General features: G+C 59.1%; 20 protein-coding genes. 14 read left to right on the forward strand and 6 right to left on the reverse strand.

The genetic code is table 11. The features are described 5' to 3' along the window. Positions 1–54: 54 nt before the first annotated feature. A complete protein-coding gene (locus tag ACA075_RS16355; protein WP_497293862.1) occupies positions 55–669 on the reverse strand; it encodes a TetR/AcrR family transcriptional regulator in 615 nt (204 codons plus the stop codon). A 227-nt stretch (positions 670–896) separates the two neighbouring features. Here ACA075_RS16355 and ACA075_RS16360 point away from each other — a divergent pair, with 227 nt between their 5' ends. Next, a complete protein-coding gene (locus ACA075_RS16360; RefSeq protein ID WP_497293863.1) occupies positions 897–2,135 on the forward strand; it encodes an NADH:flavin oxidoreductase/NADH oxidase family protein in 1,239 nt (412 codons plus the stop codon). A 4-nt stretch (positions 2,136–2,139) separates the two neighbouring features. Here ACA075_RS16360 and ACA075_RS16365 read toward each other — a convergent pair whose 3' ends face one another. Both ACA075_RS16365 and mhpA read right to left on the reverse strand, forming a co-directional pair. Beyond that, entirely contained in the window at positions 2,140–2,787 is a 648-nt protein-coding gene (locus ACA075_RS16365; protein ID WP_497293865.1) for a TetR/AcrR family transcriptional regulator, read from the reverse strand. Positions 2,788–2,789: 2 nt separating this feature from the next. Beyond that, positions 2,790–4,448 (reverse strand): bifunctional 3-(3-hydroxy-phenyl)propionate/3-hydroxycinnamic acid hydroxylase MhpA, encoded by a 1,659-nt coding sequence (gene mhpA, locus ACA075_RS16370; RefSeq protein ID WP_497293867.1) that lies wholly within the window; start codon positions 4,446–4,448, stop codon positions 2,790–2,792. A gap of 308 nt (positions 4,449–4,756) precedes the next feature. Between mhpA and ACA075_RS16375 the strand changes: the two genes are divergently transcribed. The 5 genes from ACA075_RS16375 (at position 4,757) to ACA075_RS16395 (ending at position 13,858) form a co-directional block, all read left to right on the forward strand. Beyond that, positions 4,757–7,654: an AAA family ATPase gene (locus ACA075_RS16375; protein ID WP_497293868.1), complete on the forward strand. Its 2,898-nt coding sequence runs from the start codon at positions 4,757–4,759 to the stop codon at positions 7,652–7,654. 120 nt (positions 7,655–7,774) lie between these two features. Next, the gene (locus ACA075_RS16380) at positions 7,775–7,990 is read left to right on the forward strand and encodes a hypothetical protein (RefSeq protein ID WP_497293870.1); all 216 of its coding nucleotides are present in this window, start codon (positions 7,775–7,777) and stop codon (positions 7,988–7,990) included. A 117-nt stretch (positions 7,991–8,107) separates the two neighbouring features. Then, entirely contained in the window at positions 8,108–9,622 is a 1,515-nt protein-coding gene (locus ACA075_RS16385) for an efflux transporter outer membrane subunit (RefSeq protein ID WP_497299276.1), read from the forward strand. Between the two features lie 28 nt (positions 9,623–9,650). Next, on the forward strand, positions 9,651–10,763 hold the full coding sequence (locus ACA075_RS16390; RefSeq protein WP_497293871.1) for an efflux RND transporter periplasmic adaptor subunit: 1,113 nt from the start codon (positions 9,651–9,653) through the stop codon (positions 10,761–10,763). Beyond that, positions 10,760–13,858: an efflux RND transporter permease subunit gene (locus ACA075_RS16395; protein WP_497293872.1), complete on the forward strand. Its 3,099-nt coding sequence runs from the start codon at positions 10,760–10,762 to the stop codon at positions 13,856–13,858. The genes ACA075_RS16390 and ACA075_RS16395 overlap by 4 nt, the downstream gene beginning before the upstream one ends. A 118-nt stretch (positions 13,859–13,976) precedes the next feature. Here the strand turns inward: ACA075_RS16395 and ppk2 are convergent, their stop codons facing one another. Further along, positions 13,977–14,894 carry a polyphosphate kinase 2 gene (gene ppk2, locus ACA075_RS16400; protein ID WP_090454573.1) on the reverse strand — a complete coding sequence of 306 codons (918 nt, stop codon included), beginning with the start codon at positions 14,892–14,894 and terminating at the stop codon, positions 13,977–13,979. Between the two features lie 234 nt (positions 14,895–15,128). On the opposite strand from ppk2, the gene pstS reads away from it, so the two are divergent. From pstS to ACA075_RS16430, 6 genes are all read left to right on the forward strand, one after another. Next, a complete protein-coding gene (pstS, locus tag ACA075_RS16405; protein WP_090454571.1) occupies positions 15,129–16,160 on the forward strand; it encodes a phosphate ABC transporter substrate-binding protein PstS in 1,032 nt (343 codons plus the stop codon). 70 nt (positions 16,161–16,230) lie between these two features. Further along, positions 16,231–17,196: a phosphate ABC transporter permease subunit PstC gene (gene pstC / locus ACA075_RS16410; RefSeq protein WP_090454569.1), complete on the forward strand. Its 966-nt coding sequence runs from the start codon at positions 16,231–16,233 to the stop codon at positions 17,194–17,196. After that, positions 17,196–18,089, forward strand: a complete 894-nt coding sequence (gene pstA / locus ACA075_RS16415) for a phosphate ABC transporter permease PstA (protein ID WP_497299277.1) — start codon at positions 17,196–17,198, stop codon at positions 18,087–18,089. The genes pstC and pstA overlap by 1 nt, the downstream gene beginning before the upstream one ends. Positions 18,090–18,091: 2 nt before the next feature. Further along, the gene (pstB, locus tag ACA075_RS16420; RefSeq protein WP_372242820.1) at positions 18,092–18,925 is read left to right on the forward strand and encodes a phosphate ABC transporter ATP-binding protein PstB; all 834 of its coding nucleotides are present in this window, start codon (positions 18,092–18,094) and stop codon (positions 18,923–18,925) included. A gap of 98 nt (positions 18,926–19,023) precedes the next feature. Next, positions 19,024–19,722, forward strand: coding sequence for a hypothetical protein (locus ACA075_RS16425; RefSeq protein WP_172791246.1), 699 nt, complete (start codon positions 19,024–19,026; stop codon positions 19,720–19,722). Next, on the forward strand, positions 19,722–20,357 hold the full coding sequence (locus ACA075_RS16430) for a hypothetical protein (protein ID WP_497299278.1): 636 nt from the start codon (positions 19,722–19,724) through the stop codon (positions 20,355–20,357). Before ACA075_RS16425 ends, ACA075_RS16430 begins: the two co-directional genes overlap by 1 nt. Before the next feature lie 11 nt (positions 20,358–20,368). On the opposite strand, the gene ACA075_RS16435 is transcribed toward ACA075_RS16430, so the two are convergent. Together ACA075_RS16435 and ACA075_RS16440 are read right to left on the reverse strand one after the other, a co-directional pair. Continuing rightward, positions 20,369–20,782 carry an arsenate reductase ArsC gene (locus tag ACA075_RS16435; RefSeq protein ID WP_497293874.1) on the reverse strand — a complete coding sequence of 138 codons (414 nt, stop codon included), beginning with the start codon at positions 20,780–20,782 and terminating at the stop codon, positions 20,369–20,371. A gap of 115 nt (positions 20,783–20,897) precedes the next feature. Continuing rightward, the gene (locus ACA075_RS16440) at positions 20,898–21,671 is read right to left on the reverse strand and encodes a ParA family protein (protein WP_497293876.1); all 774 of its coding nucleotides are present in this window, start codon (positions 21,669–21,671) and stop codon (positions 20,898–20,900) included. A gap of 155 nt (positions 21,672–21,826) precedes the next feature. Between ACA075_RS16440 and ACA075_RS16445 the strand changes: the two genes are divergently transcribed. Next, entirely contained in the window at positions 21,827–22,612 is a 786-nt protein-coding gene (locus ACA075_RS16445) for a CHAD domain-containing protein (protein ID WP_497293878.1), read from the forward strand. 102 nt (positions 22,613–22,714) lie between these two features. Beyond that, entirely contained in the window at positions 22,715–22,894 is a 180-nt protein-coding gene (locus tag ACA075_RS16450) for a hypothetical protein (RefSeq protein WP_497293879.1), read from the forward strand. Positions 22,895–22,925: the final 31 nt, after the last annotated feature.

Below are 22,925 nucleotides of genomic sequence, written 5' to 3' on the forward strand. Positions count from 1 at the left end.
CTGTCCCGAACCCCTGAAAATTCAGAGGTTTATTCAGTCAAATCAATTACGAACTCAGTCGAGAGATGGAAGTGCCGGCAACTCCATGGTCGCCAATGCACGCGCCTCCTCTGGCGGCACACCCAATGCCCGCAGTAACAGTTCGGCGGTATCAGAGCCCGACTCGCGCCACGTCCGGTGACCTTCCAGTACCAGGAAAATCGAGCCAAGCACGCTGCTCGATATCAACGTCAGTACTGAGAGCAATTGCTCCTGCTGAAACGTGTAGCGCCCAGTGGTAAGCCCGCTCAGAAGATCCTTGGTCGCCTGGCTGCTGAACATTTCGCGCAGCGCCGAATTGCTCATGGCGAATTTATGGATGAACGCGCCCCACTGGGAGTCTTCGTGGGCTCGGCGAATGAAGAATCGAATGCCATTGGCCAGGCGCTGAGCTGGATCCGAGAGGGAATTGAAGCTCTTGTTGACGCGCTCATGCATCTCCCTCGCGAGATGGCTGGCCACCGCCTCGAACAGGTTTTCCATGCTGTCGATGTTGCTATAGACCGTTCCGCGCGCCACGCCTGCCTCTTGGGCGAGGTCAAGAATGTTCACTTGAGAGGTGCCTCTTTCAGCGAACAGGCGAAAGGCGGCTTGATGAATGCGGCGCTGTGTTGGATTCAGGGATTCCACGGTTCTCTCTCCAGGATTACCTTATGGACCGATTGAACACTCGTGTTCATTTTACGTCAACCATATTTTTAAGCGGTTTGGTTTTTATGTCTGAAAACTGGCCTTAATCCCAATAATCTGGATACAAGGATCGATGTCGCCGGATCAACAAAATCCCTTCACATTGACATAATTGAACACTCGTGTTCAATTATGCTGGCCGACTTTTACCAGCTGGAGGACAGAACATGACCGGCTCAAATCTCTTCAAACCGCTTCGGTTGCCCAACGGCACGGTGATTCCAAACCGAATCGCCAAGGCTGCCATGGAGGAGAACCTTGCCAATGAGGATCACGCTCCAGGGGAAGCGCTGGTTAAGCTCTACCAGCGTTGGGCGGAGGGTGGTGCCGGTCTGATCATCACTGGCAATGTCATGGTTGACCGTCACGCCTTGACCGGACCCGCAGGCGTAGTGCTTGAGGACGATCGGAACCTGGGCAAATTCAAGCTATGGGCCGATGCTTGCCGCAGTCGCGGGGCTCAGGCCTGGATGCAAATCAATCATCCCGGACGGCAGCTATTGGCTTCAATGGGCCAACCGGCAAGGGGCCCCTCCGCAGTTGCGGTCGATATCCCCGGACTTTCAAAAGCGTTTGTGCTGCCCAGGGCTTTGGAGGAGCAGGAGATCGAAGAGCTGATTGAGCGCTATGCCCAAGCGGCGGTGTTGGCTGAGCGCGCCGGATTCACCGGCGTGGAGATACATGCCGCGCATGGCTACCTGTTCAGCCAATTCCTTTCGCCCCTGACCAATCGGCGTGACGACCGCTGGGGCGGCAGCCTGGAAAATCGTGCGCAAATTCTATTGAAAACCATCGACGCAATTCGCCAGCGAGTGGCACCGATCTTTTGCGTCGCTGTGAAACTCAACTCCGCGGACTTTCAGCGCGGCGGTTTCGATGCCGAGGATGCGGCTCGTGTAGTGGAAATGCTTAACGAGAAGGCGATCGATCTGGTCGAGTTGTCAGGTGGCAGCTACGAAAGCCCGGCTATGCAGGGACAGACCCGCGATGGCAGCAGCCTGGCTCGAGAAGCCTATTTTCTCGAGTTCGCGGAGAAAATAGGAGAAATAGCGCGCATGCCGCTCATGGTCACCGGCGGCGTGCGTAGAAAGGAGGTCGCGGAGAGAGTGGTGAGCGGCTCGGTGTCGATGGTCGGACTTGCCACGGCACTGGCAATCGAGCCGGCCCTGCCGAGACAGTGGATGGTGGGTCGGGACGTCAAAGTGGAGCCCATCGTCGTCCGCTGGAAGAACAAGACGCTGGCATCGCTGGCAGTGGCATCGGTGATCAAGAAGCAGCTTGGCTTGTTGAGTCAAGGGAAACGGACAAAACCCGGGACGTCGCCACTCATGGCATTGATCGGCAATCAACTGAAGGCTCGTCGCCAGGCGAAGAGCTATCGGCAATGGATTGATCAAGCCAGGTAGAGGATCAGGCCGGTAGCGGCTTGCCGGCGATTTTCCTGGCTCTGGCAGGTGTGACGCCCAGAGCCTGGAGAATCATTTCGGCGACCCGCAGATCGTGCTCCGCCACTGCGCGCCCTTCGACGACGGAGCGCATTGCTCCGGTTGTGCACGACAGGACGATGTCCAGGGCGACCCCTTCGTCCCCATAAGCAAAAGTGCCCGCACGCAGCCCCTCACGCAGATCGCCCAGTACATGGTCAGCCAGACGCGAGCGCATTGCCTGGTCGAAATGGATGATGCGCAGCAGCGCATTCGCCCATTGGTGGTCGGCTGCGGCCCGGCAAACAAACATGCGCACACCGATCGAAAGACGCTGTGCGCCGCAGTGCACATCCCTGCTCATGGCGGAAATGGCATCGGAGAACTCTGCGGCCATGGCGATGCCCACCGCCTCCAGTACTTCGTCGCGAGTTCGAAAATAGTTGTAGATGGTGCCGTTAGATACCGCGGCTTCCGCAGCGACCTCGAGCAGTGCGATCTCCCCCACTTCCTTGCGTGCGATAAGGCGCAATGCCGCGTCCACCAGGCCACGACGGGTGCGCTCACGCTTCTTGTGACCTCTCGTGAGAGGTTCTGGCGCATCAGCTTCTAAAGGAAGTGCGGGGGAATGCATGATCAAGCTCGTAATCTAATGGGCTCGTTGATGGTAACGGAAACGCTGTCAGGCGTTACGTCTTCGCTGGCCAGCAGGTTTCTGCAGTCTCGAAGGAGATTGCCTGCTTCTGCGCCAAGAGCGTGGTGCATGATGATACGGTCGGGGCGAACCGCGACGAGCGTTCCCTTGGCAGCCAGCGGCAGGATCTCATGGTTCATGTCTTCGATGAAGTCACAGCTACCGCCGGAGCGTTGACCTCGTGCCCTGACCTCTAAAAAGTGGCCGCCCATTTTTTCCCAGCAAACGATCTGATCAGGGGTCAGCAGTGACAACGGGTCTACACCGAAACCCACCAGGGTCAGGCTATCTCCCAGTGCATCGTCGCTCAGTTTGATCTGCTTTTGCAGGTTGCGAGTCCAGGCCTGGGGAAACAGGCTGCCGCGTACCAGTTTGTCGCCACGGCGATGCTGCACGAACAGGCCGTGTTTGAAGGTGTTCCTCGGCTTGATGTCCAACTGTTCGAAGTACCTCCTGGTAGTGGGCGTCAACGCCAGCGTGCGCATCAGGCCGTGGACAAAGAAAGCGGCGATCTTGTTCTTGGGCATCACCAGGCGGCCCATGAGTTTCGCCAGATTGATCATCGCCCGGGCATGGGGGCGGCGTTCTACGTCATAGGTTTCGAGTATTGCAGGCGCGGCATGGCCGCGAAGGACCCAAGCCAGTTTCCAGGCAAGGTTGGCGCCATCTCGAAGTCCTGCAACGAGGCCTTGCCCGACGAAAGGAGGCGTGATGTGCGCTGCGTCACCGGCGAGAAAGACGCGCCCCTTGCTGAATCTGTTGCAGCAGCGCGCGTGGAATCGATACACCGCCTTGCGTTCGATTTCCAGCTCCTGCTGGTTGATCCATGGCGCGATCAGCCGAGCGATGCTTTCCGGGCTCTCAAGCTCTTCCCGGGACTCACCGGGTTGCAGCATGAACTCCCAACGTTCCCTGCCGCCGGGTGCGGGCATGTGCGGTGTCGGGCGTCGCGGATCACAGAGAAACTCGATGTGATCAATCGCTGACTTATGCCGGTTCTTGACATCGACAATCAGCCAATCTTCCGCATAGGTCTGCCCTTCGAATTCCTGGCCAATCAGCGCTCTGACCCTGGAGCTGGCGCCATCCGCTCCGATCAGGTACTGGGCACGAATGGAATGCGACTGCCCATTTTCATCCCGTACGGAAGCGAAGACGCAATCCGACACTTCGACCAGGCTCTCAAGCTCGAAGCCACCCAGGCTGGTCACGGTTTTTAGCCGGGAAACCTGGCCGCGCATCGCGTGCTCGAGGTCGGGTTGATAGAACGTCACGAGTTTCGGATGGCCGTCGACGCACCCCTCGGTATTGGCTCGACCAAACTGCCCGAGTACCGGGGAGTGCATCCTCACTTCAGGGATAACGATCTTATCGAAAGCGTCTTCCGACAAACCGGCCTGTTGCAGGATGCGCAGCGCCTCGTTGTCCAGAGCAATGGCACGCGGCATAAGTACGACGTCATGGACCTTGTCCAGTACCAGAGTCGTGACCCCATAGCGGCCCAGAAGCGCAGCGATGGTCGCACCTACCGGACCATAACCGATAACCAGCACGTCGACGGCGGCGGGAGGCAATTCGCAAACTTTCTTGTTGTTGTTCATCTCGGGCCCTTGTTGTGATTGAAGTCGTGAGACGCGAGGTCTCATCGTCAGGCAAGGTCAAGGTATTCAATATTGAGAGATATTTCAATATTGATGTTTTTGTCATTATTTTTTGAGATCATGCTCAACCCGCGATGGAGCCAAGGGGCGAGCCGAATTGCGCGGCGTGAACCGAGTTTGCGCGTGTGCCAGTTTCCGACCGGCGACGCTTGGCTTCAGCGCTGATCAGCGTTGTCATTGGAGGCATAGCTGAAGACGGCCTCGCGAAGATCGCGGCGCACACTCTGTCTAGTCTTTAGGAATCAACCGTGGCACGTCCGCAGCCCCATCCCAACCCAGTCTTGCTCTGCTTCGTCGAGTTCGAGCTCGATGAGTCCAACGCCTGTTTGTCGCGCAATGGGCAAGCGGTGGCAGTGGCACCAACGCCTTTCACGTTGTTATGCGTGCTAGCACGCCAGCCAGGGTCGCTGGTGACCAAGGATGCCTTGCTTGATGCCGTGTGGGGGCATCGGTTCGTCAGCGATTCGGTCCTGAAAACGGCCATTAGCGATCTGCGCAAGGTGCTGGGCGACGACCCCAGGCATCCTCGTTTCATTGAGACGGTGTCGCGACGCGGTTATCGCTTCATCGCCCCACCCTCCTCCGCACTTTCGATGTCGCCTGCATCCGCGACGGTTAAAGCGACCGGTACACCTTCGTCACCGTCATTCATCGGCCGCACCGACGAGGTCTCCAGATTGCAACGGGCTTGGGAGCGGGCGGATGGCGGTCAGCGCGCCGTGGTCTGGCTGGCTGGAGAACCGGGAATTGGCAAGACGACGTTGATCGAACACTTCCTCGCCAGCCTTGGCGGCATTGCCTGCGCACGCGGCCATTGCGTGGAGCACTACGGCGCCGGCGAGCCGTATCTGCCGGTGCTGGAGGCGTTAGCCGATCTGTGCCGCAGCGACCCGACTCTGCCGGCGCTGCTGCGCGATGTAGCGCCGACCTGGTTGCTGCAACTCCCGTGGTTGAGTACCACGCAGGAGAAAGACGCATTGAGGCGCGAGCTTGCCGGTGTCGGCCCGGACCGCATGCTGAGGGAAATGGGCGAATTGCTGGACCGCTACACAGAGCAGCGTCCACTGATGCTGGTGACCGAAGACCTGCACTGGAGCGATCGGGCGACGGTCCAGCTCATCAACTATGTAGCAAGGCGACGTGGCCGCACGCGGTTGATGTGGCTGTCGAGCTTCCGCCTCGCCGAGGTGGTTGCGCTCGATCATCCACTCAGTTCATTGCGCCATGAACTGCGCCTGCAACGTCTGTGCGAGGAAGTAGTGCTCGACCCGTTTTCGGAAACCGAGGTCGCTGACTATATTGCGCTGCGTTCGACCTCGCTGGCACGCGATGAAGCCTTCGTGCGCGCCCTGCACGAGCGGACCGACGGTGTGCCGTTGTTCGTTTCGTCGATTACAAGTGAAGTGATGGACCCAAAGGACGACAAAACCACCATCGAGGCTCGGCTTGCGGATCTGGCGGTTCCCGAAAACCTCGCAGCCATCATCGATCACTACATCGCCAGACTGGGTCCGGAGCATCGTACGTTTCTTTCGGCCGCAGCGGTGTGCGGGGTTGAATTCCGCATCGAGACGGTTTCAATGGCCCTTGAGCGCGACCTCGCTTCGGTGGCCCACGCCTGTGAAGAGCTGATACGCGAACAGGTATGGCTCATACGATCGCGGGCCACAGAAGTTGAAGAGACTCTAGAGCCCCCCCTCTCTTTCCGACATGCTCTCTTCCGCCAGGTGCTGTACGAGCGAACGCCTCGCTCGTTGCGCACCCAACTCCACCACCAAGTTGGTGCGGCCCTCGAACGCGAGCGCGCGACCGGCGTACCGGTTGCTGCCTCGGAGCTGGCAATGCACTTCGACCGGGCTCGGCAGCCGATGATTGCGCTGCGTTACTACGCCGAGGCAGCAGAAGCTGCGTTGCTGCACTTCAGCCCTGACTTGTGCATTGGCCTCATTGAACGCGCCTTGGTTCTGCTGAAACAGGCACCCGAAGGGACGGAGCGCAATTCGCTCGAAATCACCCTGACCACGCTGCAAGGAGTTTCGGTTTTCCACATGTACGGGGTCGGCAGCGAAGCCAAGAGCGCCTTCGAATGTGCGTACAGGCTGTTGGCGGATGTCCCCGAACACCCCATGCGTGGTCGGCTTCTGCATGGTTTCGGTTATCTGCTTGGTCTGCGCGGTGACTATGCGTTGGCGCTCGAAGTGGCGGAGCGAGCCGAAATCCTCTCAAGCGACGCAAATGATCAAGAACTCATGCTGGCGGCGTGCATCGTCCAGGGCGAGGTGCATCACCTCCAGGGACGCACGAAAACGACTCGCCGCTGGCTCGAACGCGCCCTCGCGATCGCCGAACCTCTGGACATCGGGACGAACGAGGTTTTTGCGGCTGATCCTCAGGTCATGCTGCACGGCATGCTGGCTATAGAACTCGTCCGCTCTGGTCTGGTCGAGCAAGCCCGAATCCACCTGCAGCTGGCACGGGCACGCGCGCAGGCGTTGCGCCAACCCATGACCTGGCTGGTCGCCGCCTGGCAGGAGGTGTTGATCGAGGTACGGATGGGAAACCACGTACGTGTAGCCGCGCTGGCCGACGACATGCAGGCGCTGGTCGATGGATATTCGCTCGCACTCGGGCGTACGGCTTGCCGCTGGTGGCGCGGCTGGGCCGACGCGCGCAACGGTGCACCGCTTGATGGCTACCGTCGCATCCGCGAGGCCTATGAAGAACACACCGGGCTTGGAATGCGTTCCGGTGCCAGCGAGGTGCTCGGCTACGCCACCGAGGCGCTGCTGCTCGCAGGTGATTGCGACGCAGCGCAAGTTGAATTGCAGGAAGCATTTCGGGTGGGCGAAGAGCTGGGCGAGCGCGTCTACCTGCCGCAGCTATTGCTGCTGGAGGCAGCGATCTCGCGAGCACTGGCTCAGCCCGACGCCGGCATCGCTGCGGTGCGGCGCGCAGTTGAAGAAGCTCGCGCCCAGGAAGCACCGTGGCTGGAGCTGCAAGCGCTGGTCGACCTGTGCGAGCAACCTGACGCTACGGCCGAGGACTATCTGGCATTGGCAACGCTGGTTGACCAGTCGCCGGAAACTGACGGAACCGATCTGGCGAAGCGCGCGCGCTCGCTGATTCAGGCGGCCAAGCCGGCGTGAAGCGACGCGATTTCGCTGCGGTAAGTGTAACCGTCCCGACCGAAGTCTGACCTTTCGCTTACGACTCGCCCCAGGGAGCCGCTTACGCTGTCGTCGAACTTTCTTGCCCCCTGGTTTGCGATGATCCTGAACCCCGAATCCAAATACCCGAGCCGCCGCTCGTACGTAGTGAAACTGCGTAGCGACGCCGCGCCGGGGGCCCTGGTGGGCCGCCTTGAAAACCTGGTCACCGGACGACAACGCGAGTTTTCCTCCGCCGAAGAGCTGCTGGAGTCAATTGCCTCGGACCTCGCGTTGGCAGCCGGCGAGCACTCGGCAGATGCCAGCGGTGAGTGACGCCTCTACCACGAACGAGCGCTCGATATGGCGACCGAACGGCGACCCTTCGCTGACGACTTCGCGCACATCGAGCCCTACGCTGATGCCACCTCGAATCTTCACGAGTCCAATCCGATGCCGCGACTTCCAACTTCCCACCTGTTGACCCGCAACGCCGGGCAGACGCCCCTGCAACATGCCGAACGCGTAATCGGTGTCGTAAAGGGTGCCGCGCTCGCCGCGTCCATCGCCCTGATCCTGAACGGTTGCTCCACGGAGGTCCTTAAGCCATCGGTAAATGTGCCGGCCAGGTTCGCCGCAAGTAAGGCCTGCGAGATGGAACCCGAAGCCTTGTGGTGGAAGACCTTCAACGACCCGGTGTTAACGGATCTGGTGCGCCGCGCGATGGACGAGAACCGTGACGTCAAGATAGCCGCCGAGCGTGTGCGCGCCGCTCGCGCCGGTGAGACGATCAGTAACTCCTGGCTCTTTCCGAGTGTCGGAATGTCCGCCTCCGGCTCAGACCGTAGCAGCGGCTACAGCACCGCCAAGAAGCAGGGTTATCCAGATACCAGGACTGCGAGTGCAGGCCTGGACGTTTCGTGGGAACTCGACCTGAGCGGCCGCCTGCGCGCTGGCGCGGAAGCCGCCGAAGCCGAGGCACTGGCCGCAGAGGACGGCGTACGCGGCGTGCGTCTGCTGGTAATGAGCGATGTCGCCAGCAACTACTTCACGCTGGTCGGTGCGCTGCGCCAGGCCGAAACCTTGCGCGCGATCTCCGCAGCGCAAGACGAGACACTGCGCCTGGTGAATGCCCGCCACCGCGCAGGACTGGCAACTTCCTTCGACGTCGAACGCGCGCAGACCGATGCCGCTTCGGCGCGCGCGCAGATCCCTCCGCTGGAAACCCTGGCCGCTGTGGCGCGGCACCGCATCGCCGTCTTGATCGGTGACCAGGCTTTTAACGCCGCAAGTATCCAGCCCTCCCCTGTCAACGTGGTTGCGCCCGAGGCCCGGCAGGGGCAGCCCGCCACCCTGCTGCAACGTCGGCCTGATGTATTGGCGCTGATGGCGCAACTCGATGCTGCCAATGCGCGGCGTAAAGAAGCCGCGGCCGAGTGGTTTCCACGGCTGTTCCTCGGTGCATCCTACGGCCGCCAGGGCCTTGAGCTGAACGGGCTGGATCTGGGCGCCGCACGCTTCACCAACGTAGCCGCCCTGCTCACAATGCCGCTCTTCAACGCCGGGCGCACGCGCGCGATCAACGAGGTCGCCGAGAGCGGCCAGCGTGAGGCGCTACTGCGCGCCGAAGACGGCATTGTGCGTGCGCTCGAGGACGTGGAGAACGCGCTCGTCACGCAAGCGCAAGAACGCCAGCGCGCGGCGTCGCTGCAGTCGGCCGTCGAGTCCGCGGAGGCTGCGCTGAGCCACGCGCAGTCGCTCTACGACAGGGGACAGATCGACCTGTTGCCGCTGCTAGACGCGCAACGGGCGCGTCTGGCTGTGCGCCTGAGTGCCAACGACAGCAACACCCGTCTGCTGCTCGATAGCGTGCAACTCTACAAGGCACTGGGCGGAGGCTGGCAAGTGTTCGAACAACCCGCTACTCCCACAGCAACCACCGCAGCCGACCGGCCACCACTTTCCTGAGAATTTCGTTTTACAAAGAGGAACCGCCTTGAAAACCTCCCTTACTGCGGCCGGCGCCCTGGCCGTCGCCGTCATGCTTTGCGCGTGCAGCCCGGACAAGCCGACCGTGCAAGCGCCACGACCGGTTCGCACTGTTGAAATCAGCTACGACAATGCCCGCAATATCAATCGCTACGTTGGCACCGTGCAATCGCGGCACGAAGTCGACCAGGCCTTCCGCGTAGGCGGCAAGGTCGCCCAGCGCAAGGTCGATGTCGGCCAGTTTGTGCGCGAAGGCGACATACTGGCGGTACTGGATGACAGCGACTACCGCCTCGCCGAAGAAGCGTCGCGACAACAATGGACGGTTGCCGTCGAGCAGACACGCCAGGCCGACTCGGACCGCCAGCGCCTGACCGCACTGAAGGCTGACGGCTCGGTCAGTGCAGCCGACGAAGAGCGCGCGCAGACCAATGCCCAAACCGCGCATGCGACTGCCGAGGCCGAGGCACGCAAGCTCGCACTTGCGCGCAACCGGCTCAAGTACACCGTATTGCGCGCCTCGCGCAGCGGCGTCGTCACAGCGTTGCGCTTTGAGGCCGGCCAAGTCGTGGCGGAGGGTCAATCGGTTGTCTCGATTGCGAATCCGGATGAATCCGAGATCGTCATCGATGTGCCCGAGAATCAACTGGCCGTCTTCAAGGACGCGCGTTTCAAGGCCTCGCTGGCCAGTGCGCCGGGCGAGGTCTTCGATGTCACGCTCCGCGAGCTATCACCGCAGGCTGCAGCGCAGACGCGAACCTATCGCGCGCGGCTCAAGCCGGTCCAGGCGCTGCCGCTGGGCGCCACCGCCACGGTGACGGCCGAGCGAGTCATGACCAGTGTCTCTGTGGCGGCAGTGCCAGCCACGGCATTGACGCAGAACGGCGGTCAGCCTGCGCTGTGGGTGGTCACGCCTACGGGCAAGGACCCGGCAGGCATCGTCGATCTGGAGCGTGTGGCCGTTTGGGGTTATCGCAATGACGAGGTGCTCGTCTCCGGGCCGCGGGCTGGCGTATTGGTCGTCACCGCCGGCGTCCAGAAGATGACGTCCGGACTCAAAGTCGCCCTCCCCGACACGGCGATCGTTGACGCGAACACGACGCAGCAGGCCACCCGATGAACAACTTCAATCTCACCGACTGGGCGCTGCGCCATCGCGCCATTGTTCTGTTCATGCTCCTGATTGTCGCGGTGGCTGGCGCCTTCAGCTTCACCCGGCTCGGCCAGCTCGAGGATCCGAACTTTTCCGTGCCGTCCATGACCGCCATGGTCATCTGGCCGGGCGCCACTGCCCAGCAGTTGCAGGACCAGGTCCTAAACCGCATGGAGAAGAAATTCGAGCAGATCGACAACTTCGAGAAGGTGGTCACTTACGCGCGGCAAGGCTATGCCGGCATGACGCTCACCGTGCGCGGCGGCACGTCCAAGGCTGACCAGCGCGAAGCCTGGTACCAGGCGCGCAAGAAGCTCAACGACCTGAGCCTCGAGATGCCTGACGGCGTGATCGGCCCGATCCTGAACGACGAGTACGGCGACGTGTATGGTCTGATGTACGCAGTCAAGAGCGATGGCGTCGGCCAAGCCGACCTGTCGGACGCGGCCGAGGACATCAAGCGCCAGATGCTGAAGGTGCAGATGGTCAAGAAGATCGATGTCATCGGCAAACAGGCCGAGCGTGTCTACGTCGAGTTCTCGCATGAGCGCCTGGCTGCGCTGGGCATCACACCGCTGGCCATTGCCGAAAGCCTCAAGAGCCAGAACGCCATGGTGCCCGCCGGTCAGATCGACACTCGCGGCGACCGCGTGATGGTGCGCGTGAGCGGCCAGTTCGCCAGCGAAGCGGCGATTCGCAACGTGCCTATCTCTGCGGGCGGGCGGCAGATCAAGCTCGGAGACATTGCGACCGTTACACGTGGCTTCGAAGATCCGCCCACCTACACGGTCCGTCACAACGGCCAGCCCGTGCTGATGCTCGGCATCACGATGACCAGCGACGGCAACATCGTGGACCTTGGCAAGGCGATGGACACGGCAGTCGCCAAGATCCAGTCGGAACTTCCGCACGGCGTGGAGCTGGAGCTCGTGGCCGACCAACCCACCACGGTGAAGGATGCCATCCACGACTTCGCGCACGCGCTGGCCGAGGCGCTGATTATCGTGATCGCAGTAAGCCTGGCCAGCCTGGGCTGGCGCGCCGGACTCGTGGTCGCTGCCACGGTGCCGCTGGTGCTGGGCGGCGTGGCGCTGGTGATGCTGGCGATGGGCTGGAACCTCGAGCGCATCTCGCTCGGCTCATTGATTATCGCGCTGGGACTTTTGGTGGATGACGCCATCATCGCCATCGAGATGATGGTGGCGAAGATGGAAACCGGCATGGACCGCGTGAAGGCAGCCGCCTTCTCCTATCAGTCCACCGCCATGCCGCGCCTGACCGGCGCACTCATCACGGTCGTGGGCTTCCTGCCGATCGGCCTCTCGAAATCCACCACCGGCGAGTACGCGGGTGGCATTTTCTGGATCGTTGGCGCCGCGGTGCTGTTCTCGTGGATCTGTTCCGGCATCTTTACACCGTACCTGGCGGTCAAGATGCTGCCCAACGACTTGGGCACCCACCAGCACGGTGATCCGCACGACACGAAGTTTTACCGCAGCCTGCGCCGCCTGATCGACACCGCCATCGAGCGTCGCTGGGTGGTCATCGGTGCGACGGTTGCCGCTCTGGTATTTGCTCTGGCCTGTATCAAGCTGGTGCCGCAGCAATTCTTCCCCAACAGTTCGCGCCCTGAACTGGTCATAGACCTGCGCGTCAAGGAGGGTTCCTCGTTCGCCGCGACGACCGAGCAGGTCAAGCAAATGGAGGAGATACTGGCGAAGGACGAGGACGTGCGTTTCTATACCGCCTACACCGGCGCCGGCGCACCGCGTTTCTATCTCTCGCTCAACCCCGAGTTGCCGAATCCGGGATTTGCCCAGTTCGTTGTGATGACCAAGGACTTGGATGCACGCGAGCGGGTACGTGCGCGGCTGGTGGCCTCGGCCGACCAACAATTCCCACAGGCGTGGGTGCGCGTGACCCGGCTCGAATTGGGGCCACCTGTCGGCTACCCGGTGCAGTTCCGCGTCGTCGGGCCTGATACCCAGAAGGTGCGGCAGATCGCCCGCGAGGTGGAGAACGTGATTGCGTCCAACCCGAAGGTGCGCGATCTCCAGCTCGACTGGAACGACCCGGTGCGCACGCTAAAGGTCGAGCTTGATCAGGACAAGGCGAGCGCGCTCGGTCTCACCCCGGCCGACGTGTCACTGGCGACCCAAACCGTGATGAACGGCGCAACCTTGTCGCAACTGCGTGAGCACGAGGAACTGATCGACATCGTTGCCCGTGCCGTGCCCGCTGAGCGCTTGAGCCTCGACACACTGAAAGACATCAACCTCTACACTCGCCAGGGAACAATTGTGCCACTGTCGCAAGTCGCACAAGTGCGCTCTGAGCTGGAAGAGCCAGTGCTGTGGCGGCGCAACCGCGATATGGCAATCACGGTGCGTGCCGACGTGAAGGATGGCGAACAAGGTGTTTCGGTGACTCAGGAGATCCAGCCCTTGCTCAAGGACATCGAAGCGACGCTGCCCTCGGGCTACCGCATCGACACGGGCGGAGCCGTTGAGGAAAGTGACAAGGCCAACAAGGCGCTGCTCGCGGTGGCCCCGCTGATGCTGATCACCATCCTGCTATTGCTCATGCTGCAACTGCAGAATTTCTCCCGCATGTGGATGGTAGTGCTCACCGCCCCGCTGGGCCTTATCGGTGTGGTGCCGGCGCTGCTGGTGTTCCAGTCGCCGCTGGGCTTCGTTGCGATCCTGGGCATCATCGCACTGGGTGGCATGATCATGCGCAACGCAGTGATCCTGATCGATCAAGTGCAGATCGAAATCACTGAAGGGCGCGACCCGTGGAATGCTGTGCTGGATGCCGCCATTCACCGGGCCCGTCCGGTGATGCTGACGGCGCTGGCCACCGTACTTGCAATGATCCCGCTGACGCGCAGTGTGTTTTGGGGGCCGATGGCAATTGCGATCATGGGCGGCCTTACGGTGGCGACGCTGCTAACGATTTTCTTCGTCCCGGCGTTGTACGCCGCATGGTTCAAGGTGGGTCGCCAGACGACCGCTGACGCTCATCAGTTACAGGGGGACGCCACGTTCGCTTCTGACTTATAAATGCCGGGGCACTGTGCCCCGATTTCACCGCAATTAGAAGGCTTGCGAGGCGGTCGTTCAGGCTATCCGGCTTCGAATGCTGCTCTCCAATCGAAGGGCGCCTCGCTCCAGCCTCTCTTTAATAGACTTGAGGAACGATGAGTTCCGGTGGCGTCGGACTGCGGGAGTAATCCTCCTGTCTTACGCGTTGCGGTAGTTCGATCACCGGTAACTCTACTTCTTCATAGGGCATCTGCCCGAGCAGGTGGTGGATGCAGTTAAGTCTTGCTTTCTTCTTATCATCGGCTTGCACCACCCACCATGGCGCTTCGGCGATGTGGGTGCGTTCCAGCATCACTTCCTTGGCCTTGGTATAGGCTTCCCAGCGCCGACGGGACTCCAGATCCATGGGGCTGAGTTTCCACTGCTTGAGCGGGTCGTGAATGCGACTGAGAAAGCGCAGGTGCTGTTCCTGGTCGGAAATGGAGAACCAATACTTGATTAGCTGAATGCCGGAGCGTGCAAGCATTCTTTCGAACTCTGGCACGGTGCGGAAGAACTCTTCGTACTGATCGGCGTTGCAAAAACCCATCACCTGTTCGACGCCTGCGCGATTGTACCAACTACGGTCGAAGAGCACGATCTCACCCGCTGCTGGCAGGTGTGAGACGTAGCGCTGAAAGTACCACTGAGTACGTTCGCGGTCATTGGGTGCAGGCAACGCGGCAACCCGACACACGCGAGGATTGAGCCGTTGGGTAATGCGTTTGATGACACCACCTTTGCCCGCGGCATCACGACCTTCGAACAGAATGACTACTTTGTGGCCCGTCTTTACCACCCAGCTTTGCAGCTTCACCAATTCGCCTTGCAGGCGGAATAGTTCGCTGAAATAAACTCTTCGAGCTTCCTTCTCACTTCCTTCCTCTACCTGCTCATCGAACAGAGCATTCAGGTCAGTGCCGTCTTCGGATAATTCCAGTTCCAGCTCTTCGTCACTGTGATCAAGCAGCTCACGGCGGATGCGCTGTATCAGTGTGTCTTCGGTTGATAGCATAGGAGCAACTCGCGTCGGGAAGGGCCTGACTCAGTGTTAGTCGTACTTGGTTACGAAGTAATTACAAAAACTTTTGCTTCAAAGCAGGCCCGTATCAAGGGCGGCTACGGGTGCAAGGCGATATCGAGCTGGCAGACAAGTCAATCAGCGGGATCTTGTGCCATCGGACTTTCATAAAGGCGTAACAAGATTGTTGCAGAGTTTCGGAGCCCGCTATCACAAGGAGTTCCTTCGATGAAAAATTTGATGAAGTCTGTTGCGCTCGCCATTACGGTTTCTCTTTGTGCAACCTCAGTGTCTTTCGCTGCTGAAAGCGTTCGACTGACAGGTTCCGGCGCCAGTTTTCCGGCTCCGATTTACCTCACTTGGTTCAAGGATTTCAGCAAGAAAACCGCTGGCGTCACCGTGGATTATCAATCCAAGGGCAGCGGTGCAGGTGTGCAGGACTTTTTGAACAAAACGGTCGATTTCGCCGCCAGCGACTCGGCGATGAAAGACGAGGACATCGCCAAGGTTGCCGAAGGCGCGCAGTTGCTGCCGATGACAGCGGGTGAAATCGTCCTGGCCTATAACCTGCCAGGCAGTCCTAAAGGGCTGAAATTGCCACGCGATGTTTACTCCAACATCTTCCTGGGCAAGATCACCCAATGGAACGACCCGCAGATCGTCGCGGCCAACCCGGAGCTGAAACTACCTGCTACACCGATCACCGTTGTCGTGCGTGCAGATTCCAGCGGCACCACCGCGGTATTCACCAAGCACTTGGCGGCAATCAACCCGGCGTTCAAGCAGGAGTTGGGTGAAGGCAACACCGTCAACTGGCCAGCCAGCGACAAATTCATCAAATCGCCTAAAAACGATGGCGTGACCGCTACCGTACGTCAGACCCCGGGCGCCATTGGCTACATCGAGTACGGCTTCGCCAAGCTGGCCAAGGTCGACTTTGCCCAATTGCAGAACAAGGCCGGTCACTACGTTGTGCCGAATGCCGAGAGCGGTGCCGAAGCTCTGGCTGCGGTGAAGATGCCTGAAAGCCTGGTGGCCTGGCTGCCTGATCCGGATGGCGCCAAGTCCTACCCGATCACTTCCTACACCTGGATGATCTTCCGCAAGCAGAACGAAAGCCCGGCCAAGGCCAAAGCCATGCGTGAAATGGTCGAGTACAGCCTGACTGAAGGTCAGAAAATCGCCGATTCGATGGGCTACATCCCCCTGCCGCAATCGGTCGTCGATCAGGTTCGCAAAGCTTCCGCCAACATCCAGTGACGCTCGCGAGACCTCTCGGCGTGTGCTTCCAGCCTCGCCGAGAGCGTTCTCCCCTACGCCGGAATAGCCCATGAACAAGCCATTTGTCGTACCGGTCAATCCGGATTCCGCCTGCCGTCCACCGTCTGCAAAGGATTTTCTGGTTGATCGCACCTTCCGCGCACTGGCGCGCATCGGTGTGGTTCTCGTTCTGGCGCTGGTCTTTGCCTTGGTGTTCGAGGTGGGACGCAAGGCACTTCCAGGCATGGAGAAACACGGTTTTGACGTCCTTTTGGGGACCGTGTGGGACGTGAACCAGGGCAAGTACGGCATTCTGCCGGCCATTTGGGGCACGCTCTACAGCGCCTTCATCGCCTTGATGATCGCAGGCTTTTTCGGCGTCAGCATGGCGATTTTCCTGACCCAGGATTTCCTGCCCGCGAAACTGGCGGCCGTTTTTCGCACCATTGTCGAATTGCTCGCCGCCATTCCCAGCGTCGTTTATGGACTGTGGGGCATCTACGTAGTGATCCCGGCCATTCGTCCCCTCACGGATTGGCTGAACAGTGAACTTGGCTGGATCCCCTTTTTCGGCACGACCTTGAGCGGACCGGGGCTGTTACCTGCCGCGCTGGTGCTTGCCATCATGATTCTGCCGACTATTGCCGCCGTTTCGCAGGATGCCCTCACCGGCGTTCCGATGAAAACCAAGCAGGCGGCCTATGGCATGGGAACCACCCATTGGGAAGCGATTCTCAAGGTCATGGTGCCCTCCGCTGCCACCGGCATTTTCGGCTCGCTGGTGCTGGGTCTGGGCCGGGCCTTGGGTGAAACGATGGCCCTGGCCATGTTGGTAGGCAACTCGAACAACATTTCCCTTTCTCTGTTTGCACCCGCCAACACGCTCGCGGCCTTGTTGGCGCTGAACTTCCCCGAGGCGGGACCGACCGAGATCGAGGTGTTGATGTATGCGGCACTGGTCCTGATGCTGATCACCCTGATCGTGAACGTCATCGGCTCCATGATCATGGTCTATGCCCAGCGTGGTACTAAATGATGACTGACCTCACTTCCCCTGCGGCCGCGTTGCCCAGTCTGCAGCGCAAGTTTGAAGGCCGCGCCCTGCGCAGCCTGGTGTTGACGACGCTGGTCTGGGCTGGCGCCCTGCTGGCCAGCGTGCCCCTGATTTCCGTGCTCTACATGCTGATCACGCGCGGTGGTGCCCGTCTCAGCCTGGAGGTATTCACCGAACTGCCGCCGACCGGTTTCGAGACGGGCGGCGGCTTCGGCAACGCGATGGCAGGCACCTTCGTCATGGTCGGTATCGCCGCCGCTATCGCGGTTCCGGTCGGCATCATGGCGGCCATCTTCCTGGCTGAATTGGGGCCGGAGAGCAAGCTGGCCAATGCCGCGCGCTTTGCCGCCAAGATGCTCACCGGGTTGCCTTCGATTTTGGCCGGGGTTTTTGCGTACGCCTTGGTGGTGATGACCACGGGTACCTACTCGGCACCGGCGGGCGGCGTGGCACTGGCCGTACTGATGCTGCCTATCGTCGTGCTCACCGCTGAAGAGTCGATGCGGATGGTGCCCAAGATCATGAAGGATGCCGCCTACGGCATGGGCTGCACCCGATCGCAGGTGATCTGGAAAATCGTACTGCCTACCGGCCTGCCAGCGATCCTGACCGGCGTGATGCTGGCGGTGGCCCGTGCAGCCGGCGAAACCGCGCCGCTGTTGTTTACCGCCCTGTTCAGCAACTACTGGATCTACCACGACGGCAGCCTGGCGGTGATGAATCCGACCGCATCGCTCGCCGTACTGATCTACAACTTCTCCGGCATGCCGTTCGACAATCAGCTTGAGCTCGCATGGGCGGCCTCGCTGGTGTTGGTGATGATCGTGCTGATCGTGAATATCGTCAGCCGAATCTTCGGCAAGCCAAAGTTTTAAGAATGGGAGCACATAGTGTGAATGTATTATCTGCGCAAAAAGTTGCCCCGCTCGAGACACAGGTCCCTGTGGTCATGGACTGCAAGCTGGACAAGATTTTCTACGGCAATTTCATGGCGGTGCGTGACAGCCATGTGCCGATCGAAAAAAACAAGATCACCGGATTCATCGGTCCTTCGGGCTGCGGCAAGAGTACCGTACTGCGCAGCCTCAACCGGATGAATGACCTGGTCAAAGGCTTTCGCTTCGAGGGTCATGTGCATTTCCTCGGGCAAGACGTTTATGGCAAGGGCGTTGATCCCGTGGTCGTGCGCCGCTATATCGGGATGGTGTTTCAACAACCAAACCCGTTCTCGATGAGCATCTTCGATAACGTCGCTTTTGGCCTACGCCTCAATCGCTACCAGGGCGACCTGGGTGATCGCGTCAAGCACGCCCTGGAGGGCGCGGCGTTGTGGGATGAAGTAAAAGACAAGCTCAAGGTCAGCGGCCTGTCCCTTTCGGGCGGCCAACAGCAACGGCTGTGTATCGCCCGCGCCATCGCGACCGAGCCGGAAGTCCTGTTGCTGGATGAGCCGTGCTCCGCACTTGACCCGATCGCCACCCGCCGTGTCGAGGAGTTGATGGTCGAGTTGAAGAAGGATTACACCATCGCGCTGGTGACTCACAACATGCAGCAGGCGATCCGTGTCGCTGACACCACGGCATTTTTCTCGGTGGATATTTCCCAGGGTACGCGTACCGGCTATCTGGTTGAGATGGGCCCCACGGCCCAGATATTCGACAATCCCCGCGAGCAAATGACGAGCGATTACATCAGCGGCAAATTCAGCTAATCGACAAACGTCCAGTCAAGACCGAAAGCAGCCAATGGCAAACGACATTGGCATGCCTTCGGTCTTTTTACCTCTCACACTTCTAATCAGGATTGCCAATGTCCGCAAAGCGTCGTCTTGATTTGCCAGCAATCGAGCGTGCACTCCGTAAGGTGCAGGGGCGCTTTGCCGAGCTCAGCAGGCACTTCACCGAGCCGCGTGATCCCTTGACTGACGAAGTGCTGCGTAATGTGGTTGATGGCTATGCGCTGATTGACGACTATGTCGCCCGTGGTGTCGATCTGTTCGATCTTCAGCAACTGAACCTGATGCTGGAGATCAATGCCACCGTTCTCTGCGGCCGAGACCCGGCACGTCGTCTGGAGTACGCTCAGCACCTCGCGGCTACCGAAGAACACTTCTTCAACAACGTTGAAGGCGGGATAAAGGACTTGTACAACTGGTACTGTGCGTATCGCAGCGAATCTGTCTGGAAACGTGCGGCCGGTGTCTATGTACGGATCCTCAGCAAGCCGCAATTGTTCATTGAAGGCAATAACCGCACTGGGTCGCTGATCGTCAGTTACTTGCTCATGCGTGCAGGGCTGCCGCCGTTCGTACTGACGCTGGACAACGCCGAGGGTTACTTCAACCCGTCATCCGTCATCCGCAACTCCGCCAAACATGGCGTCAAGGCCTTGTACGAATTGCCCAAGATCAAGAAAAAATATGCAGCCTTCCTGGAAGAACAAGCGCCTGATCCAAAGGAATTTTTTGTGAGCGACAAACCAGTGCCCATCTATCTGGGGGGCGAATGATGAGCAGGTATCCGATGCTCGACAGATGCCGGGTTTCCAGCGGTCGAGCGTGGCAAGCAATCAAGCGTTCCATTCCGATGGACGCGTTCAGCCGACAGCGCATCCGTATTTCGTTTGATATCGATGACACGTTGGCCTGTCAGGCCCATCACTGCGCTGTCGAGCACAGCAGGCTGCCGGCTTTTGTTCATCGTTGGCTGGGCGAGCCATTGCGTAGGGGAACACGCGACTTGACCCGAGAGTTACGCCGACAGGGATGCAGCATCTGGGTCTACACGTCGTCCGGTCGGACACCATCTTACATCCGGCGCTGGTTATTGCTGCACGGTATCCACGTTGACGGTGTGGTCAACAGTGTTCGGCATAACCATGCCCTGACAGCGCATGGGCTTTCGAACTCCCCTTCGAAGTTTCCACCCGCATTCGATATCGACTTGCATGTCGATGATTCCGAGGGCGTGCAAATTGAAGGCTATGATCACGGTTTTCGCGTCGTGGTCGTGCGTCCGGATGATGAGAATTGGGCGCAGAGCGTTTTAAATGCAGCAGCTGAAGTCCAGGCACAGTTAGCTTGGCAGCAACGGCACAGAAACACGGAGCCTGCGCAACAACGCTCAGAAGCTTTTTCCTCCTGAATTTCGAAACATCACGACCTTGTCTTTACTGTGACGAACATTTTGATGCGGTCGTGAATCTCCTGGAGTGCATGACGCAAAGGGTCATGTTTCTCACTGGTCGTCGGGTCTTCAAAACTCCACATGATCGCTTCATCGGAAGACGGCATTCGTGAGGCTTCTTCGGAAGACTTATCACACAGTGTGATGACGTAGTGGAACTGCTGTCCTTCAAATTCATCGATCGATTTGCTACGCAAGCCATTGCTCTCTATGCCTATGTGTTCGAGAGATTCCAGGGTGCGAGGATCAACCTCGCCGGGTTCGAGGCCAGCACTGAAAGCTTCAAAGTGTGAAGAATCAGTGTGGCGAAGCAGCGCTTCGGCCAGCAAGGAACGGACATCGTTTTTAGCGCAGACAAACAGCACCCGAATTTTGTCAGCCATTTCTTTCTCCTCGCTCGAACAGTGATCCGTGAAAACGCTCTGTTCAGTTAAGCAGCGTTTTGATCGCTCACCTTCAAGTCGATGGAATGCATTATTTCCAGATCTTTCAGCTCGCTCAGTTTGCCGACTCCAGCACATGCAAGAGTTCAACGAACTGGCCTGTCAGCTTGTGATGCGGGTCGAGATGAATCAAAGGTCGGCACTGCTCATGAGATTCACGCATCTTCACTGAACTGCCGAGATACACCGGGAGAATCGGCAGCCCTTCGTTGATGAGTTCTTCAACCAGATTGCGATGAAAGCCAGTGGTGCTGACATAGTGATTGATGACAATCCCTTCAACGACCAATGACTCATTATGGTCCCCCTGAAGTTCTGCCACCTGTGCCAGCACCTGGTACAACGCCTGACGAGCGAAGGTATCGCAATCAAATGGAATCAAAACCGCATCCGCGGCGATGAGTGCACTGAACGTATAGAAGTTAATCGCCGGCGGCGTATCGATATAAACCCGGTCGTAATCCTGGGAAATGTCGTCCAACAGCCGACGCAGCTTGTTTATCTTGAATTTCGCTTCCAGCTTGGGCTGCAAATCCGCAAGCTCGCCGCTGGCAGTGATGAGGTGAAGATTGTCGTAGGGTGTCTCAACGATATGAGCGCGGCTTTTTTTGGCTGCCGGCCCCGTAGACAAGGTTTGCTTGAAAAAGTCCGCAATACCCACCGGGATGTCGTCCCCGGTCAGGCCGGTGAGGTAATAAGTGGAGTTGGCCTGGGCGTCCAGGTCGACAACGAGCGTCCGGTAGCCTTCCATTGCGCTTGCAGCAGCCAGGTTGCACACGATACTCGACTTGCCTACCCCACCTTTTTGATTGAAAACAACACGACGCATCAACACCATTCCTGCGACAAAAGATTTCAGTTTATCGACTTCCCGCGAATCCACAGCGGCAACTTGATGAATTTTATATTGCAGTGCCCGTGCGCAATGGCTGTAACGAACAATAGCTCTGCTACGCTCTGCGAACACACTCACAAGCGAGGACGATGATGTCTTTTGTCGACGATTTTGTGGCTCAGATCATTTCCCTGGAGGTCTCCCTCTATCACTCGCGCGCTCGGCTGCAAGCCAACAGTGACAGCGAAGCGCTGCATGATCTGAGGATTGCAGTACGGAAAATACGAAGCCTTTTGCGACCGCTGCGCAAGATGCCGGAGATTATCGAATTGAATCAGGCCGCCGCTGAGGTTGGCAGAGCGACGACTCCCACGAGGGATCTGGAGGTCATCGTTGATGAGCTTCGGAAAATGGGGCACCCGCGCCAAGCAATCAGCCGAAGCGCAACCCTGACAGAGCAGTATCGGAAGATCGCTGCCAGCTCAGTGCTCGACAAACTAATTGCCGAACTGGATCGATGGCCAGAGATATTCAGGGCAGCCGAGCGAGCCGGCGAACTGGTTGATATCAAAAGACAGATAGAGAAAGCCCTGAAGAAAAGAATCACTCAACTGATCGCCGGACTTCGGGACAAACATTTTGATCGGCACGAGCTGAGGATCATCGTGAAAAACGCGAGATACCTCTCCGAGGCGTTTCCAACGCTGTCAGCGCTCAAGGCAAAATCCAGGGATCAATTGAAGTCGGTACAAGCGTCGCTCGGCTCATGGCACGATCATCATCAATGGTGCCTGCGGGCCGAGGCGGAACCTGATTTGCTGGAAATCGCACCGTACTGGGAAGTCGCGTCAGAGCAGGCGCTGGCTGATGCCGAGCTAAAATTGGCGTCACTCCTTGATCACCTAGAGAAAGACCTAGCGAAGGCTAAAGAATGACATCAATTCGCCTCAAAAGCCCCGACATAGAGCCTCTGATACATTTTGAATCATCTAAAAAATGCGCTACCCTCCGCCACCTCAACAGCAAAGGGTTTGCAGATGAAAATCGCGATTGAAACAAATGAGCAAGGAAGCGGTTTCAAAGTTTGGCTAGGCGAAACGGCAGTTTCGTTCCCCAGCCTAGAGGACGCTAAAACCTACATTGCCCAACTCGAAGAGCGGATAGAGGCTGCCTCTCATGTATTTGGCCAGGATGATGGAGCGCCGGAAGTTAATTGAGCATCTCGTAAGAGGTCGACCATGAGGCCAG

The organism is Pseudomonas sp. LBUM1663, assembly GCF_059695905.1.